This is a genomic window from Gemella sp., assembly GCF_057272915.1.
Genome location: NZ_DBHIUF010000003.1, coordinates 112,823 through 130,879 on the forward strand (window position 1 = coordinate 112,823; position 18,057 = coordinate 130,879).

The window sequence follows — 18,057 nt, forward strand, 5'->3', positions numbered from 1 at the left end:
TCTTCATTTAACATTCATGAAACAAAGATATAATAAGAATATCAAAAGAAAAGAACAAAAATGAAAATCTTCATTTAAGATTCATGAAACAAAGATATAATAAAAATATCAAAAGAAAAGAATAAAAATGAAATCTTCATTTAGCATTCATAAAACAAAGATATAATAAAAATATCAAAAGAAAAGAACAAAAATGAAATCTTCATTTAACGTTCATAAAAGAAATATAAAATAAGAATATAAAGAAAAAGAGGTAAATTAAAAATGACAAAAAATATTAATAACAACGAAATCGAAACAATTGAAGAAACTTATGTTGAAACTATCGAAAATGATAACCAATATAATGAACAACCTAAAAAAGCAAAAAGAAACTTTTTGAAACCATTAATTATCGGAGCGTTAGCTATTGTAGTTACAGGTGGAGTTGGAGCTTATGCTTATGATAAATATGAAACTGCTCAAAGAACTAAAATTCAAGATGCTTACTCTAATATTAAGTTGAATACAGGAAATCAAACTAATTCAAATGACAATAACAATAGTGAAAATAATAGCTCAAATAATAATACTCAGAACAATAATGCACAACAAAATACTCAAAATGTTAAATCACAACAAGAAATCCGCTCAATTGTAGCAGATGCAATATCAGTGCCAGAACAAAATATTAACTTTGTAAAAATTAAACCTAAATACGAGGATGATTATGCACCTCAAAATAATGGAGTATCTTTATATGTTTATAAAGTTGAAGCAAAAGCTAACGGATTAGAGTATGATGTAGTAGTAGATGCCATTTCAGGAAAAGTATTAAAAGTGAAAATTGATGATTAGAAAAAATAATATCTTAATCTTCATCTAAGATTCATAAAGGAAATGTATAATAAAAATATAAAGAAAAAAGAGGAAAACGAAAAATGACAGAAACTAAAAGAAAAAGAAACTTTTTAAAACCATTAATTATTGGAGCGTTAGCTGTAGTAGTAACGGGAGGGGTAGGTGCTTATGCATATGACAAGTATGAAGAAGGACAAAGAGCTAAAATTCAAGAAGCATACTCAAATGTAAAAATAAATGTCGGAAATCAGTTAGCTCAAAATAATAATAATAATGGAAACAATAACGTCAATAGCAACAATGGAGATAATGGTTTGAATAGTAATCCACAAAATAATAACCAGCCTTCAAATGTTCAAAATAATAATAACAATAATACTCAACAAAACACACAAAACGCAAAATCACCACAGGAGATTCGTTCGATAGTCGCTGAAGCTATCTCGACGCCAGAGCAGAATATTAATTTTGTAAAAATTAAACCTGAGTATGAGGATGATTATGCAATGCAAAATAATGGAGTGCCTTTATACATATATGAAGTAGAAGCTCGCGCGAATGGATTAGAATATGATGTGGTAGTAGATGCCGTATCAGGAAAAGTACTAAAAGTAGAAATTGATAACTAATAAAAAACTGATAATCTAGAAATAAAATCTAGGTTATCAGTTTTTTATATTTATAGAAGCGGATTTAACATATAAATTAAGATATATGATATCTTCTATATGTTCGGCTATTTTTTGTTATTGTTATAAATATAATATCCAATAAAAATAGAGGCAATTAAGTACAAATTAAAATTAGGATTAGCGATATAGAATAACATTGCTCTATAAGATAATCTCATGAGTAATCCTTGGATAATCGATGGTGCAAAAAGTAAAATTATGATTATAGAATTACTCATCTTTCTTGATATTAATATTATAAAAATTAATATTAGCAAAAGAATTAGTATTGCTAAGTATCTATTTATAATAATATTAAATAAAGTAGGAAATTTAAAAGGATTAAAAAATATTAACAATGCAATTAACAATACTAATACTGTAATTATAGTACTCTTAGTACGTTCATCAAGTTTGCTTTTACTAGTGTACATAAAGATATAACTTAGATAGAATCCTCCAAAAATTAAAACACCAACGACAGCAGCTTCTAAAAGATTTAAAGCCATGAAAGGATTAGCTAAAATCGGTGTTAAGTAAAAAAGTAAATATATACCAGTTGCAATTAGAAAATTACGTTTGAAAATTGTCATATGATCTCCTTATTTATTTTATTAATGCAGTTAAAGCATAGGCAACAAAAGAAAATACTATTATAAGAAGTATTAAAACCAAAGCACTTGAGTTGAAGATGAAAAATAGCGGAAGTGCTAGAATAATACTAAGTAGTGGTGTATAAATTGTTCTTTGCAATAAGTGGGTTATTAATAATGTAATTGCAAATGAAGAAAATCCATAAACTAAGATTAAAATGAACCCAGCTTTATCGCTAGTGCCACTATAAAATTTCAAAAAAAGTAGGGGAATAACATAGTATAAAATACTAGTAAGTAAAAATATTCCTAATAATGTTTTTCTTTGCATGATAAAGTCTCCATAAATATTGTTTTTATTATTGTAATATTTTATATTGTATAAGTCTAGTAATATAACAAAACTAATAAAAAAATATTTATTGAACTGAGTAAAATATTTTCGGATATCCCTTGTTAAAATGAAATAATTAGAGTAAAATAAATATAATAACAATACAAAGGAGAACTATAAATTATGTCAAAAGTTCATGTTTTTGATCATCCATTGATCCAACATAAATTATCTTTCATTAGAGATAAAAGAACAGGATCTAAAGACTTTAGACAACTTACTAATGAAGTAGGTTCTTTAATGGCTTATGAAATCACTCGTGACCTTCCACTGGAGGATGTTGAAGTAGAAACTCCAATCCAAACTACTACTTGTAAACGTCTTGCAGGTAAAAAAGTTGTATTCGTTCCAATTCTACGTGCAGGATTAGGAATGGTAGATGGTTTAATGAATTTAATTCCATCTGCAAGAGTAGGTCACGTTGGATTATATCGTGATCCAGAAACTCTACAACCACATGAGTATTTTGTTAAAATACCTAGCAATCCAGAAGAACGTCATTTCATCGTTGTTGATCCAATGTTAGCAACTGGTGGTTCTGCAATTGCTGCAATTAACTCATTAAAACAACGTGGGGTTACTGATATTAAATTTATGTGTCTAATTGCAGCACCTGAAGGTGTAAAAGCATTACACGAAGCGCATCCAGATGTAGATATTTTTATCGCTGGGCTTGACGAGAAACTAAATGATCACGGGTACATTGTACCAGGATTAGGAGATGCTGGAGACAGAATCTTTGGAACAAAATAAAAGATTATTTTTTAATCAATTCATATAAAATTTAAGAAATCGCTAGCAAATATTTCAAAATCATATTATAATATGATTATGTATTTCTAATTTTATATTACAACAGATTTAGAAATCTAAAAGTTACTTAAGAAAAGAGGTGAGGGGAATATATGGAAAAACACACATATCTTATTACCAAATTATTTGGCTATGATATAACGGTTAATATTCCTAGTGTAATCACAACTTTAATAACAGTATTACTTACCTTTGTTATTGTGATGTTTCTAACTAGTAGAATAAAATTAAGACCAGATAGTAAACGTCAAAATGCGGTTGAATTACTTGCGTATTTCGTTAGTGATAATGTCATCAAAGGTAATGTTAACTGGAAAAAATATGGTAAAGGATTATGGGCAACAGCTCTAACAATTATTTCACTTGTTGCAGTAGCAAATACTATAGGTGTATTAATAGAAGTTAGTTACAATGAAGTCGTCTATGTCAACTCTGTAACTGCGGATCCAACATTTACTTTCTCTCTTGCATTATTGATTATTGCATTTACTCATTTTGCAGGGATTAAGTATAAAGGTGTTAAACACTATTTTGGTACATATACTTCTTCAGGTATAGGTATTACGCCATTTAAAGTTATTGAAGAGTTCACAAACTTAATGACTTTTTCAATGCGTTTATTCGGTAATATCTATGCAGGTGAAATATTATTAGCACTATTAGCTACACTTACAACAGTAGGATTCTTTGGTGCAATAGCTGGTATGGCAGGATTAGTAGTATGGAAAGGATTCTCCCTATTCATTGGATTTATCCAAGCATATATCTTTACTGTCTTAACATTTATTTATTTATCACATAAAATTAGTGATGAACATTAATCTTTTTAAACGCACTATATGTGCAAAAATCTAATAATTAATAAAATTCATTTATTATCCAAGGAGGAAAATATAATTATGGTAGAATTAATTGGAGCAGGTTTAGCAGCAGGTTTAGCAGCAGTTGGTGCTGGTATCGGTAACGGATTTTTATTCGGTAAATTCATCGAAGGTGTATCTCGCCAACCAGAATTAGAGTCAAGATTAAAATCAAATGCTTTCGTATTATTCGCACTTGTTGAAGCAGTACCTATCTTAGCTATCGTTATTTCATTCGTTATCTTAGCTAAATAATTTAGTGCAATACTGTAAACAAAAGAACTATGAAGAATAGGAGCATTTAGTAAATGGAAAATTTAGTATTTTTAGCTACTGAACACTCTTCTCATCAAGGTTTTAATCTAGGAAATATGGCTATTAATATTGTAGCTGTATTAATCTTATTAGTATTACTGAAAAAATTTGCTTGGGACAAACTTATTGATATGTTAGATGAGCGTCAAAAATTAGTTGAAGGTCAACTTGATGATGCTGCTAAAAATCAAAAAGAAGCACTAATTTTACTTGAAGAAAATCAGGAAAAATTAAGAAATGCGCAACAAGAAATCAAAGTTATGATGGAAGATGCTCGTGAACAATCTAAGGTTGAAAAACAAGCTATTCTTGAAGAAGCGCGTAAACAAGCAGAACAATTAAAAGTAAATGCTCAAAGAGACATTGAGGACGAGAAGAAAAGAGCGCTTGAAGAAATCAACAAGCAAATTGCAGATTTATCAGTGCTTGTAGCTTCGAAAATTTTAGAAAAAGAATTAGATGGCTCAACACAAAGTGAATATGTTGATAAAGTCATTAAAGAGGTAGGGGTGAAATAATGAGTAAGTCAGTATTAGCTAATAAAATTGGATATTCATTATTTGAAGTTGCAAAAGAAAATAACACTTTAGAAGAAGTTTCTTATGAGTTAAAAGAAGTTGCAAAAGTTGTTAATGGGAACTCTGATTTTGTTACATTGATGAACAACCCTAATTTAGAAAAAATAAAAAAAATTAACTTGATTGATGCATCATTTGCAGGAGTAAATAAATATGTTGTGAATGTTGTAAAAATCTTAGCAGGTAACCTGCAAATCTCATTAATTAATTTCGTTTTAGAACAATATACTGAATTGTTTAATAAACATTCAAGAAATGTTGTTGTTAAAGCTGAATCAGCTTCACCTTTAACTGAAGTGCAGTTAGAAAATCTAAAAGAAAAAATTAAAAATGAGTTACAACTAGAAAATGTAGAAATTGATAATTTTGTAGATGAAAGTCTTCTAGGTGGTTTAAAACTTACTTACAACAATAAAGTAGTTGATGCTACTATTAAGGCTAAATTGAATGCTATAAAATCAAAAATTTCTTCAATCTAGAAGAAGTTGAAACAAGGAGGGACATAAATGGCTATTAAAGCTGAAGAAATTAGTTCATTACTAAAATCACAAATAGAAAATTATCAGTTTGAAGTTAAGTCAACAGATGTCGGTACAGTTATAGAAGTAGGGGACGGTATTGCTCGTGTATACGGTCTTAATGAAATAATGAGTGGTGAGCTTGTACAGTTCACTAAAACTGGGGTTATGGGGCTTGCTCAAAACCTTGAAGACACAAACGTTGGTATCGTAATTTTAGGTCCAACTACTGATATTAAAGAAGGAGACGAAGTTCGTCGTACTGGACGTGTTATGGACGTTCCTGTAGGTGAAGAATTAATTGGACGTGTAGTTGATCCATTAGGACAACCAGTTGATGGTCGTGGACCAGTTAACACTACAAAACGTCGTCCAATCGAATCTCCAGCAGTAGGGGTTATGGGACGTAAATCAGTATCAGTTCCGTTCCAAACTGGTATTAAAGCGATTGACGCATTAGTACCTATCGGTCGTGGACAACGTGAGCTTATTATCGGAGACAGACAAACAGGTAAAACTGCAGTTGCTATCGACTCAATCTTAGCTCAAAAAGGACAAGATGTAATTTGTATCTATGTAGCAATAGGACAAAAAGAATCTACAGTACGTAGTGTTGTAGAAACTCTTAAAGAACACGGTGCTTTAGACTACACTATCGTAGTAACAGCATCAGCATCTCAACCAGCACCACTTCTTTACATCGCACCTTATGCAGGGGTTGCAATGGCAGAAGAATTCATGTTTAATGGTAAAGATGTAGTAATCGTATATGATGACTTATCTAAACAAGCAGCAGCTTACCGTGAGTTATCATTACTATTAAAACGACCACCAGGTCGTGAAGCATACCCAGGGGACGTATTCTACTTACACTCTCGTCTTCTAGAGCGTGCTGCTCGTGTAAATGAAGATTTCGGTGGAGGAAGTATCACAGCACTACCATTCGTAGAAACTCAAGCAGGTGATATCTCTGCATATATTCCAACAAACGTAATTTCAATTACAGATGGACAAATCTTCTTACAATCAGATTTATTCTTCTCAGGTATTAGACCAGCGATTAACGCCGGACTTTCAGTATCTAGGGTAGGGGGATCTGCGCAAATTAAAGCGATGAAAAAAGTATCAGGTACTTTACGTCTTGACTTAGCATCTTACCGTGAGTTAGAAAGCTTTGCTCAATTTGGTTCTGACCTAGATCCAGCGACTCGTGAAAAACTAGAACGTGGTAAACGTACAGTTGAAGTTTTAAAACAAGACTTACACAAACCAATTCCAGTAGAAAAACAAGTTATGATTCTTTATGCTTTAACTCACGGATTCTTAGATGATGTAGAAGTTAAAGATATTCACAGATTTGAACAAGAATTATATTCATACTTAGATGCTCATGAAAATGAAGCAGTTAAGCACATTATTGAAACAAAAGACTTACCAGCAACAGAAGTTATGGATGAAGTAATCGCTGCATTCAAAAAAACTTTTGCTTAAGATGATAAGTAGTAGAGTAAAGGTGGTGAACTAATTGGCGTCACTAAGAGATATAAAAAACAAAATCAATTCTACTAAGAAAACTAGTCATATTACAAAAGCGATGGAGATGGTTTCAACTTCTAAGCTTTTAAAAGCACAATCAAATACACAAAAATTTAATCCATATATGCAAAAAATGCAAGAGGTGATGGGAACAATTTTTGGTAAAAGTTCTAGTATTAAACACCCGATGTTAGAAAAAAGAGAAGCTAAGAAAACTCTTTATGTGGTAATTACTAGTGATAGTGGTTTATGTGGAGGATTCAACTCAAACGTTATTAGAAACTTTGTTAATACTGTTAATGAAAGACATGCTAATAGCGAGTATGGTATTGTTGCTATAGGTAATTATGGGGCAGAATTCTTTAGAAAAAATGGCTATAATGTAGTTGATAGTTATAGAGATATACCAGATGAGCCAAGTTTCACTCAGGTTAAACAAATTACTAATAAAGTAGTAGGATACTTTATTGATAAAGAATACGATGAAATTTATCTACATTATAACCACTTTGTTAGTATGATCCAACAGGTTGTAACTGAAAGTAAAGTTCTTCCTATTGACAATACAGACAAATTCGCAAATTCTGAAGAGCAACAGCCTACAGGAGCATACGAATTTGAGCCTGGTGAGACAGCTGTACTAGATGTAATACTACCTCAATATGCTGAAAGTATGATTTATGGAAGTATATTAGATAGTAAAGCTAGTGAGCATTCTGCAAGAAAAACAGCAATGAAAAATTCAACTGATAATGCAGGAAATATTATTGATACACTTACGATTAAATATAATCGTGCAAGACAAGCTGCAATTACACAAGAAATTACAGAGATTGTAAGTGGAGCAGCAGCAACAAAATAGTAATGAGAAAGGAGAAGCTATTAAGTTAGCATACAACATATGAATAAAGGTTATATTCTCCAAGTTATGGGACCTGTAGTAGATGTTAAATTCGAATCAGGGCATATGCCAAATCTATTAAACGCTTTAGAAGTTTATATAGAAAAAGGCGATGGGAAAAAAGAAAAATTAGTTCTTGAAGTTTCTCTAGAAATTGGTGATAACGTAGTAAGAACAATCGCTATGTCATCTACTGATGGATTAAATAGGGGAGCAGAAGTAGTAGATACAGGAGCACCAATTGCGGTTCCTGTAGGTAACTATACATTAGGTCGTGTATTCAACGTACTAGGTGAAGCAGTTGACCACGGTGAAGAAGCAGGAGCAGAAGTTCGTAAAGATTCAATTCACAAAGAAGCTCCAACATTCGAAGAATTATCAACTCACGTTGAGGTTCTTGAAACAGGTATTAAAGTTATCGACTTACTTGCACCATATATTAAAGGTGGTAAAATCGGTCTTTTCGGTGGTGCGGGAGTTGGTAAAACGGTTCTTATCCAAGAACTTATCAACAACGTTGCGCAACAACACGGTGGATTATCAGTATTCACAGGTGTAGGTGAACGTACTCGTGAAGGAAATGACTTATACTATGAAATGAAAGATTCTGGTGTTATTAACAAAACAGCCATGGTATTCGGACAAATGAACGAACCACCAGGTGCTCGTATGCGTGTAGCATTAACAGGATTAACAATGGCGGAATACTTCCGTGATGAAGAAGGACAAGACGTGCTTCTATTCATCGATAACATCTTCCGTTTCACACAAGCAGGTTCTGAGGTTTCTGCGTTATTAGGACGTATGCCATCAGCCGTTGGTTACCAACCAACACTTGCTACAGAGATGGGGCGTTTACAAGAACGTATCACATCTACTAAAAAAGGTTCTGTTACATCTATCCAAGCGATTTACGTACCAGCCGATGACTATACTGACCCGGCTCCAGCGACAACATTCGCTCACTTAGATGCAACAACAAACCTTGAGCGTGCGTTAACAGAGATGGGTATCTACCCAGCAGTTGACCCACTTGCTTCTACATCAAGAGCACTAGCTCCTGAAATCGTAGGAGAAGAACACTATCAAGTTGCGACAAGAATTCAAAGAACTCTTCAAAAATATCGTGAATTACAAGATATTATCGCCATCTTAGGTATGGATGAATTAAGTGATGAAGATAAGAAAACAGTTGATAGAGCACGTCGTGTTCAATTCTTCTTATCTCAAAACTTCCACGTAGCTGAACAATTCACAGGTCAACCTGGTTCATACGTACCAGTATCTGAATCAGTACAAGCATTCAAAGGAATTTTAGATGGTAAATATGACCATATTCCTGAAGATGCATTCCGTCTAGTTGGTGGAATTGAAGACGTATTAGAAAAAGCTCGTAAACTAGGAGTAGAAGTATAATACAAATAGGAGGTAAATAAATGAATACTTTAAGTGTAAGCATTGTTACTCCTAATGGAGAAGCTTATAGCGCAAAAGAAGCTTCTATGGTTGTATTGGGAACTACAAGTGGACAACTTGGTGTAATGGCTAACCATGTTCCTATGGTAGCGTCATTAAAGATTGGTCCTCTTAAAGTGAATTTTCCTGATGGACGAGAAGAGTATCTAGCTGTAAGTGAAGGATTTGTGGAAACACATAAAGGCGAAGTAACTATTATAGTTCAAACAGCAGAATTAGGTAAAGATATCGATGTTGAACGTGCTAAAAGAGCGTTACAACGTGCAGAAGATCGTCTTGCTAAAAAAGAAGAAGGTCTTGATGTAAGACGTGCTGAACTAGCTTTAGCTAAAGCTTGTGCTCGTCTGAAGGTAGCTGAACAATTATAAGAAGAAATGTAGTTCATATTTATTATGGACTACATTTTTTTATTATATACTGAGATTACTTCATATTATGTTTTGAAATTTATAAAGAAACAAAAAACCTCGGAATTTAGGTTTCATAATAGAAATTTATTTCCGAGGTTATAATATTATTCTAATTAATTATTTTTTCTACGTTTTAATAATCCAACTATAGCAAGAAGTGATAGTCCAATTGCAGTTAGAGATTTACCTGTAGTTTCACCAGTTTTTGGAAGAGTTTTTGGTGCATTAGTAGGAGTTGAGTTTACTCCTCTAGTATCTATTACTGTGAATTTTTTCTCTTCTTGAACAGCTGATGAATTAATATCTTTTTCACTTGAAGCAAATGCTGTTTTAATCTTAGCAACAATTGCGAATTTACTAAAGTGATCAACTGTGAACTGTAGGTTATTTTCATTTACAAATGAAGGAATTAGTTCAATAGAATTATCTTCTTTAATATGATAAACAAGTATATCTTTGTTTTGTTCATTTTGAAGTAAAGCAACTTTTACTGTTCTTGGAACATCAACTTTTACTGTTTTATTATCTTTTTGTAATTCTAAATCTACAACTCTAATTGATGTAATATCTTTTTTGTCTTTAATACTATTGTTGGCATCTGCAACAACTTTATCTTTTAGATTTTCTAAGTTTACATTTTTAGTGATATCTTTGGCAGATAAAGTTAAATCTTTATTATCTGTAGAGTATAAATCAACGCTTATATCTTTATCTTTTGATTTAATAGTCACAGTGACTGTATTGTTATTGATGTTTAGTTCTGGTAGTTCTGAAGCAACAGGAGCATCAGAAGGAACTGAATATTCATATTTTGTACCATATTCATTCTCTTTAACTTTATTTCCATCTTCAGAAACAACTGTGTTTCTAACGCTTGGGTGCATTACAAATTGATTGTTATCTTGGAATAATTGTCCCATTTCAAGAAGTATTTTTTCTGAATTGTTTTTAGCTGCAAACATAACTCCAAGAGGAAGGTTATTTTCACTCTTATAAACAGGTAATGAGATTGCTGGGTTTCCTGTTAAATTGAATAACCATGTAAACGGTGTTCTTTTCATCATAGGTTCCCATTGTTTAACAAGTAGGTTGAATCTCTCTTTTGGGTCTTTAATCTTATTAATATTATAAAGTTGTTCTTCAACTTTTGGATCAACATAAGGGTCTACTTTTTTATCATTTGATGGTGCTGTCACAGCATTAGTAGCCATTAAGAATAAATCATATTTTTTATAGAATTCATTCATTTGCTTAGCATATATTGCAGCTGATTTAGCAGAAGACACATCAGTGTTTGCGGTTTTTCCTTGATATGATGATGTTCCTAATGCATAAGTAGCGGGATCTAAATCACGTTTATTTTCTTCTGTTGCGGCTTTTGCAGGAGCAGTATACCAGCTACCAATTGCCCCTATTGTATATGTTCTAATACCTTCATAGCCATCAATAGGGAATTCATTTACTTCTTCGACAGTAAAGCCTTGTTTTCTTAAAAAATCTACAGCTTTAAGAACTGCTTTTTTACCATCTTCACTTAATTCAACATCTTTTAATGGTGTTTTTAATGAATAAGCAATTTTAAGTGATTTTAAGTCCTTAGGAACTTCTACTAGTTTTTTTGGTTTACTAATTTTTGTTTTATCAAAATAAGTTTTAGCATCTTCGATAGTTTTTGCCAAAGGGAATGATACTATGTGACCAGTTGGTTTTAAACCGATTAACCCAGTCCATGAAGCTGGAATACGAATTGACCCCCCAGCATCACTACCACTCGCAATTGCTACCATACCACTGGCTATAGCACCAGCACTTCCTCCTGAAGATCCTCCAGTGTTACGACTAGGATCCCAAGGGTTACCAGTGGGTCCAAATAATTTAGAATCTGTGATATTTCTAGTACCTAGCTCAGGATAGTTAGTTTGTCCAAGGATAACAAAACCAAGTTTTGCGAATTCATTAGCCACAGCTTCACTTTTATCAGCGATTTTTCCTTTATTAAAATATACTCCGTAAGAAGCATCTCCGTTTTTCAAAGCATCTAATCCTTTAATTAGAGTCGGAACACCTAAGAATGGTTGTTCTTCCCAGTTTATAGGATTAGCAGCTAGTTTACCAGCACTAATACGATTGTCAATTTCTTTAGCAGTTTTATATGCTTCTTCAACAATAGCATGAGGTATTTTACCATTTTCTGTAGTAAGTACAGCATTTAACTTAGGATTTTCTTCTGCAATAACTTTGTAAGCTAAATCAACAAGCTCTGTGCTAGTAACTTTTTTCTCATGAATTAGTTTTGCAAGTTCTAGAGCACTTTTTTGTTTATATTCAGCTACAGTGAATGGAATTGTTGGTTTAGCAACTTCCTTGTTTTCAACACTAGTACTGTTTGTTGACTTATTGTTACTTGAAGTCGGTGCGACAGTATTAACTGAAGTAACAGGACTAGTAGATGGTGTTACAACTGCATTATTAGTAGCATTGTTATCAGTATTGTTTACAGCAGTAGTTTTTTCGCTAGAACTAACTGTATTGCTTACATTTGAAGATGTAGTAGTTTTATCATCACTAGCTTTAGCTTGATTGTCATTAGCTAATACTGGAAATAATGTTGCAGCTGCAAAGGCAGGTATAAGTACATATTTAATCTTATTTTTTTTCATTTTTAGCTCCTATTGTAAATAATTGTTAAAACCTTGAAAAGCTTTCTACATTTCATTATACTCCGATACTGACTATCAATCAAGAAAATAATTTGATGAAATGAAAAATATCTTTATCTTCTATTGTCAAAAATTAAATTAAAGAGATAGATGAGAAAATTTATCAAAGAAAAATAACTACGATTAATTATTTAAATTAACCGTAGTTACGTATAAACTTATTTTTAATTATTATTTCTGCGTTTTAATAATCCTATTAATGCAAGGAATGAAAGCCCAATCGCTGATAGGAAGTTATTTGTACTCTCTCCTGTATTTGGAAGAGTTTTAGGAGTTTCAGTTGATAATTTTGATTTTTCTTGAAGTGCCGCAGTATTTCTATCATTTTCACTTGGTGATAAAACTGTTTTGATTTTTGCAACAATAGCGAATTTGCTGAAGTGATCAACAGTAAATTGTAGGCTATCTTTAGTTACTTTAGAAGGAACAAATTCAATAGAATTATCCTGTTTAATATGGTAAACAAAGATATCTTTGTTTTGTTCATTTTGAAGTAAAGCAATTTTCACTGTTCTTGGTGCATTAAGTTCAACTTTTTCATTATTTTTTTGTAATTCTAAATCAACAACTCTAATAGATGTGATTTGGTCTTTGTTATTAATATTGTTATTGTTATCAGCAACAACTTTATCTTTTAGGTTTTCTAAGTTTATATCTTTAGTAATATCTTTAGTTGATAAAGTTAAGTTTGTAGCATCTTTTGAATTTAAATCAACACTGATATTATTATCTTTTGATTTTAGGGTAATATTATTAATATCTAGGTTTGGTAATTTTCCATTTTCTGAAACATTTGCACTTCTAATAGCTGGATTCATTTTGAATTGATGTCTGTCTTGGAAGTATTGACCAATTTCTAAAAGAACTTTTTCTGAATTGTCTTTTGCTGCGAACATTACACCGAATGGTAGATTTTTATCGCTTAGATACGTTGGTAGAGAAATCGCAGGATTTCCTGATAAGTTAAACACCCAAGTATATGGAGAACGTCTAGTCATTGGTAACCATTGTTTAGTTAATAAATTAAATCTTTCTTTTGGATCTTTAATTTTATTAATATTATATAGTTGTTCTGCAATATCTGGCTCTATATATGGATCTACTTTTTTATCATTAGATGGTGCAGTAACTGCGTTAGTAGGAACTAAGAATAAATCATATTTTTTATAAAATGCATTCATTTGATCTATAAATGTAGATAATGGTTTTACTGAAGAAATATCAGTGTTTGCATTTGGTTCCATATATGAAGAAGTTCCTAATCCGTAAGTTGTAGGATCTAATTGACGTTTGTTTTCTTCTGTTACGTTTTTGACAGCAGCAACATAACTTTCTTCTCCAATACCACCTACAGTGTATGTTTTAATTCCTTCGTATCCATCGATAGGGAATTCTTTAACTTCTTCAACAGTAAATCCTTCTTTTCTTAGGAAGTCTACTGTTTCTAGAATAGCTTTTTTACCAACTTCACTTAATTCAAGATCTTTAAGTGGAGTTTTAAGAGTGTAGGCTATTTTTAATTTTTTCAAATCTTTTGGTGGTTCTACTAATGTTTTTGGTTTGCTTAATTCAGTTTTTTCAAAGTAAGCTTTAGCATCTTCAATAGTTTTCACTAGAGGGAATTTAACAACGTGACCAGTTGGTTTTAAACCAATAAGCCCAGTCCATGAAGAAGGGATACGGATAGATCCTCCAGCATCACTACCACTAGCTATAGGTACCATACCGCTAGCTACAGCACCAGCACTTCCTCCTGAAGATCCTCCAGTATTACGACTAGGATCCCAAGGGTTACCTGCAGGTCCAAATAATTTAGAATCTGTGATATTTCTAGTACCTAGTTCAGGGTAGTTAGTTTGACCAAGGATAACAAAACCTAATTTAGCAAATTCTTTAGCTACAGGACCACTTTCGTCAGCAATTTTACCTTTGTTTAGATATACACCATTAGTGTAGTCACCATTTTTAAGTTGATCAAGACCTTTAATTAAAGCAGGGACACCTAAGAAAGGTTGTGCTTTCCAATCAACAGGGTTAGCAGCTAGTTTACCAGCGCTAATACGATTGTCAATTTCTTTAGCAGTTCTATATGCTCCTTCAACTATAGCGTGAGGTATTTTACCATTTTCAGTAGTAAGAACAGCATTTAATTTAGGATTTTCTTCTGCGATAACTTTATAAGCTAAGTCAACAAGTTCTGTACTAGTAACTTTTTTTTCACGAATTAATTGAGCAAGTTCTAAAGCGCTCTTTTGTTTATATTCAGCAATAGTCAATGGAACTGTTGGTTTAACAGTTTCGTTACTTGCAACGCTTGCGTTGTTAGTTGCTTCAGTGTTATTTATAGGTGTAGGTTTTACATTATTTGTAGTATTAGTAGGTGTTGTTTCAGCGACATTGTTAGTGGCAGGAACATTTGTTGCTTTTTCACTAGTATTTTCTGATTTACTAACATTTGAAGTTGTCACAGCTTTATCATCATTAGCTTTTGCTTGATTATCGTTAGCTAAAACAGGGAATAACGCTGCAGCAGCAAATGCTGGTATAAGAACGTATTTAATATTATTTTTTTTCATTTTTAACTCCTATTTTAAAATAAATATTTAAATAAATGATTGAAGCTTGAAAAAGCTTTCTAATTATGATTATACTCCGATAATGATTATCAATCAAGAAAATAATTCATTAAAATATAAAAAAATACAAGTGTCTTAATAATATTTTTTTATAATTATATTAAGACACCTATATTTTTTCATTTTATTAGTCTAGTTTTCTTTATAGATTAGTATCCTTTTAAGGCATTCATACGAGCTTCAGATTGTCCTTTACCATCTTTTTTCTCACCTTTGTATACTGCAGATTCCCATGATCCGTACATAGGGTTAGGGAAGATGATAAATTTATCACCAAACTCAGCTTTTAATTGTTCGAACATTTTATCTCTATCAGCTTCTGATTTAGTAGAAAATTCAGCGAAGTCGACTAAGTTATCCCCAAATAACATGACAAGGTTAGTATGTTTTAAAACTTCTTGACGACGTCCTTCTTTAGACTTGTCACCTTCTTTTTTGAACATTAGGTGATCGCGACCTTGAACAGGTAATCCTTGTGCTTCAAGGTTTTTAATAGTTGCATCTACTTGAGCATCTGTTCTATCTGAGATGTAGTAAATTTGAACTTTGTTTTTATCTGCAAATTGTAAGAATTCTTTTGCTCCAGCTACTGGTGTAGCTTCTGCTTTTTGAACCCACTCGTCCCATAATTTTGGATTAAATGCAGTTCCATCTTTAACCATTTTTACTTGGAATGGAATATTGCTTAATACTGTTTCATCAATATCAAGGACGATAGAATACGGTTTAGTAGTAGGTTGTTTTAATAACTCTTTTAGTTTATTAGTAGCAACGTTATAACCTTGTTGGTATAATGCATCTACTTCAGCAGCATTTTGATACCATAATGATCCCATTGTATTTTCTCTAGATCTAAGTTGATCATAAGTAAGAGTTATTTTATTATCTCCACTCTTATTTTCTTCTTTTTTTTCATCAGTTTTTTGAGCACATCCAGTTGCAAGAACAACTGTAGCTAATACTGAAGAAATAGTCATAACAAGTTTTTTATTTTTCATAATATTTATAGCTCCTTTTGTTATCTACATATACAAGTATAAGATATAAATATATAAAATTCAATGTAAAATTATTTTAAAAGAATATATAAATTAAATATTTTTTTATAGAAAATAGAAGTTATTTAAGAAAACGCTTTATTAAATGATAATTAAATAAAAATAATAATATTATTTTTTTAGGGGATTAATCAGCGAATTTTAAAAAAAATTATTTACATTCTAAAACATATAAATAATAGTGAAATATTACTGAAAAAGAATAATAAAAATTTTAGAAAGAACTGAAAAGTGGAAAAATATATATATTTAATTCTTTATAGTTACTTTATTTATTATAAAATTTGATTGTTTATTGTACCATATAATTGTATGAGAAAAGAAAATGTTTTCTCAACAAAATAAGAAAAGATTAGTATATTATGAAAAGAATATTTGAGTATGGTGATATATTGCTAACAGTAGTATTAGTATTTCTACGGATAACCGCTTGTTTGCCAACTAGTAAGTAAAGTACAGAATCTACTCAGATTCAAGATTTAAGTTTTGATCAATTAAAAGAAAAGTTTAAAGGAACTACAGTAAACTTCTATGGATAAGGGGGAAGCGAACTAACTAATAATTGAGTAGACAAGGAGCTTGCTCCAATGATTCAAAAGAATTATGATAATTAAAGTGAAACGTGATGGAATGAACATCAATGAAGTCTTGAATCTTATGATTAATGAAGATAAAGCAGGAAAAAATGATGGAAGTATTGATTTGATTTGGATTAATGGGAAATACTTGTTTAGAGTCTAAATTGTTTTTGGATGAAGTTAAGAGTATAATTTCATCAATTAGTGGATAGAGAAAAATACATTGAGATTGTGAAAAAAACATATGAATTGAAATAAATGTGAAAAATCTATTGTTAAGTAATTTTAACAGTAGATTTTTATTTTTTAATGGATTAATTTCGAACAGTTTAAAATAATATAATTACAAAATTAAATTTAATATAGAAATTGTTTATAGTATGAGATGAAAAATTATTATTTTTCTAAATATATAAATAATGTAATTTTGTTTGGAGTCTAATTGTAATATTACAGGTGGATTCGTGATAAAAATATAAAATACTTGTTTTTGAAATGGACTTTTTATGGTTTTGTAGAGGTTGAAAACCTATAAACTATGATGTATTATTGAGTGTGTAACATAACAGTGAAATATAATAAAAATTATAAATTAAGGAGAAAATATATGAAAAACATATTTGGTAAAAAAGAAGTTTTTTCAATAAGAAAACTTAGTATGGGAGCAGCATCAGTAATGATAGCGTCAAGTTTATTGGTATCACCACAAACTAATCTGCACGTATTAAAAGCAAAAGAAAATATAGAGGTGCAAGTTAATAAGGAGATTAAGGTAAGCATTATAGAAAAAAATGGAGGGGCAGAAGTAGAATTAACAGCTACAAAAGACCTAATAGATGTAGATATAAATGTAATGCTAAATGGTACTAGAGTAACCTCTTATCATATTGCTAGTATAAAAGCAGGAGAAAAAATACAAAAAGAAGTAACAAAAGATCAGTTAGAAGCGATAAAACAATTAATAGCAAATGGTAAAAAAACGTTACCTAATACAGCAGTAGTAGAAAAAAATGTTTCCCAAGCAATTAATATTGATGGTAATAACCTAAGGGTAGATGTTAAATATCATGTGGAAGAAGAACTAATATCAGTAAAACCAGAGCAGCCGAAACCAGAGGTGAAACCAGAGCAGCCGAAACCAGAGGTGAAACCGGAACAAC

The 18,057-nt window shown here is 31.2% G+C and carries 18 protein-coding genes; 13 read left to right on the forward strand and 5 right to left on the reverse strand.

Features of this window, described 5'->3' with window-relative positions; genetic code table 11:
* The first annotated feature begins 264 nt into the window (after positions 1-264).
* The gene (locus ACO6OL_RS02360; protein WP_485501985.1) at positions 265-837 is read left to right on the forward strand and encodes a PepSY domain-containing protein; all 573 of its coding nucleotides are present in this window, start codon (positions 265-267) and stop codon (positions 835-837) included.
* A gap of 83 nt (positions 838-920) precedes the next feature.
* Positions 921-1,469, forward strand: coding sequence for a PepSY domain-containing protein (locus ACO6OL_RS02365; protein ID WP_485501986.1), 549 nt, complete (start codon positions 921-923; stop codon positions 1,467-1,469).
* A 107-nt stretch (positions 1,470-1,576) separates the two neighbouring features.
* Here the strand turns inward: ACO6OL_RS02365 and ACO6OL_RS02370 are convergent, their stop codons facing one another.
* Both ACO6OL_RS02370 and ACO6OL_RS02375 read right to left on the reverse strand, forming a co-directional pair.
* The gene (locus ACO6OL_RS02370; RefSeq protein ID WP_485501987.1) at positions 1,577-2,104 is read right to left on the reverse strand and encodes a hypothetical protein; all 528 of its coding nucleotides are present in this window, start codon (positions 2,102-2,104) and stop codon (positions 1,577-1,579) included.
* Between the two features lie 13 nt (positions 2,105-2,117).
* A complete protein-coding gene (locus ACO6OL_RS02375; RefSeq protein WP_485501988.1) occupies positions 2,118-2,435 on the reverse strand; it encodes a hypothetical protein in 318 nt (105 codons plus the stop codon).
* A 186-nt stretch (positions 2,436-2,621) separates the two neighbouring features.
* Between ACO6OL_RS02375 and upp the strand changes: the two genes are divergently transcribed.
* The 9 genes from upp (at position 2,622) to ACO6OL_RS02420 (ending at position 9,863) form a co-directional block, all read left to right on the forward strand.
* A complete protein-coding gene (gene upp, locus ACO6OL_RS02380; protein ID WP_314160625.1) occupies positions 2,622-3,251 on the forward strand; it encodes a uracil phosphoribosyltransferase in 630 nt (209 codons plus the stop codon).
* 152 nt (positions 3,252-3,403) lie between these two features.
* Positions 3,404-4,132, forward strand: a complete 729-nt coding sequence (gene atpB, locus ACO6OL_RS02385) for a F0F1 ATP synthase subunit A (protein WP_314397337.1) — start codon at positions 3,404-3,406, stop codon at positions 4,130-4,132.
* A 78-nt stretch (positions 4,133-4,210) separates the two neighbouring features.
* Positions 4,211-4,426, forward strand: a complete 216-nt coding sequence (atpE, locus tag ACO6OL_RS02390; protein WP_003143965.1) for a F0F1 ATP synthase subunit C — start codon at positions 4,211-4,213, stop codon at positions 4,424-4,426.
* A gap of 53 nt (positions 4,427-4,479) precedes the next feature.
* On the forward strand, positions 4,480-5,004 hold the full coding sequence (gene atpF, locus ACO6OL_RS02395) for a F0F1 ATP synthase subunit B (RefSeq protein ID WP_314397338.1): 525 nt from the start codon (positions 4,480-4,482) through the stop codon (positions 5,002-5,004).
* The gene (gene atpH, locus ACO6OL_RS02400) at positions 5,004-5,543 is read left to right on the forward strand and encodes an ATP synthase F1 subunit delta (protein WP_485501989.1); all 540 of its coding nucleotides are present in this window, start codon (positions 5,004-5,006) and stop codon (positions 5,541-5,543) included. Before atpF ends, atpH begins: the two co-directional genes overlap by 1 nt.
* Before the next feature lie 27 nt (positions 5,544-5,570).
* Positions 5,571-7,073 carry a F0F1 ATP synthase subunit alpha gene (gene atpA / locus ACO6OL_RS02405; protein ID WP_485501990.1) on the forward strand — a complete coding sequence of 501 codons (1,503 nt, stop codon included), beginning with the start codon at positions 5,571-5,573 and terminating at the stop codon, positions 7,071-7,073.
* 34 nt (positions 7,074-7,107) lie between these two features.
* Complete coding sequence (gene atpG, locus ACO6OL_RS02410) at positions 7,108-7,980, forward strand: ATP synthase F1 subunit gamma (RefSeq protein WP_314160145.1); 873 nt, start codon at positions 7,108-7,110, stop codon at positions 7,978-7,980.
* A gap of 39 nt (positions 7,981-8,019) precedes the next feature.
* Positions 8,020-9,435, forward strand: coding sequence for a F0F1 ATP synthase subunit beta (atpD, locus tag ACO6OL_RS02415; RefSeq protein ID WP_314160144.1), 1,416 nt, complete (start codon positions 8,020-8,022; stop codon positions 9,433-9,435).
* Between the two features lie 20 nt (positions 9,436-9,455).
* The gene (locus ACO6OL_RS02420; RefSeq protein ID WP_314160143.1) at positions 9,456-9,863 is read left to right on the forward strand and encodes a F0F1 ATP synthase subunit epsilon; all 408 of its coding nucleotides are present in this window, start codon (positions 9,456-9,458) and stop codon (positions 9,861-9,863) included.
* Between the two features lie 155 nt (positions 9,864-10,018).
* On the opposite strand, the gene ACO6OL_RS02425 is transcribed toward ACO6OL_RS02420, so the two are convergent.
* From ACO6OL_RS02425 to ACO6OL_RS02435, 3 genes are all read right to left on the reverse strand, one after another.
* Positions 10,019-12,565: an amidase family protein gene (locus ACO6OL_RS02425; protein ID WP_485501991.1), complete on the reverse strand. Its 2,547-nt coding sequence runs from the start codon at positions 12,563-12,565 to the stop codon at positions 10,019-10,021.
* 224 nt (positions 12,566-12,789) lie between these two features.
* A complete protein-coding gene (locus ACO6OL_RS02430) occupies positions 12,790-15,201 on the reverse strand; it encodes an amidase family protein (RefSeq protein WP_485501992.1) in 2,412 nt (803 codons plus the stop codon).
* A gap of 209 nt (positions 15,202-15,410) precedes the next feature.
* Positions 15,411-16,259, reverse strand: a complete 849-nt coding sequence (locus ACO6OL_RS02435; RefSeq protein ID WP_485501993.1) for a 5'-nucleotidase, lipoprotein e(P4) family — start codon at positions 16,257-16,259, stop codon at positions 15,411-15,413.
* A gap of 663 nt (positions 16,260-16,922) precedes the next feature.
* On the opposite strand from ACO6OL_RS02435, the gene ACO6OL_RS02440 reads away from it, so the two are divergent.
* Positions 16,923-17,060 carry a hypothetical protein gene (locus tag ACO6OL_RS02440; protein ID WP_485501994.1) on the forward strand — a complete coding sequence of 46 codons (138 nt, stop codon included), beginning with the start codon at positions 16,923-16,925 and terminating at the stop codon, positions 17,058-17,060.
* Between the two features lie 444 nt (positions 17,061-17,504).
* Positions 17,505-18,057: YSIRK-type signal peptide-containing protein (locus ACO6OL_RS02445; protein WP_485501995.1), on the forward strand; the 553-nt coding region annotated here is incomplete at its 3' end.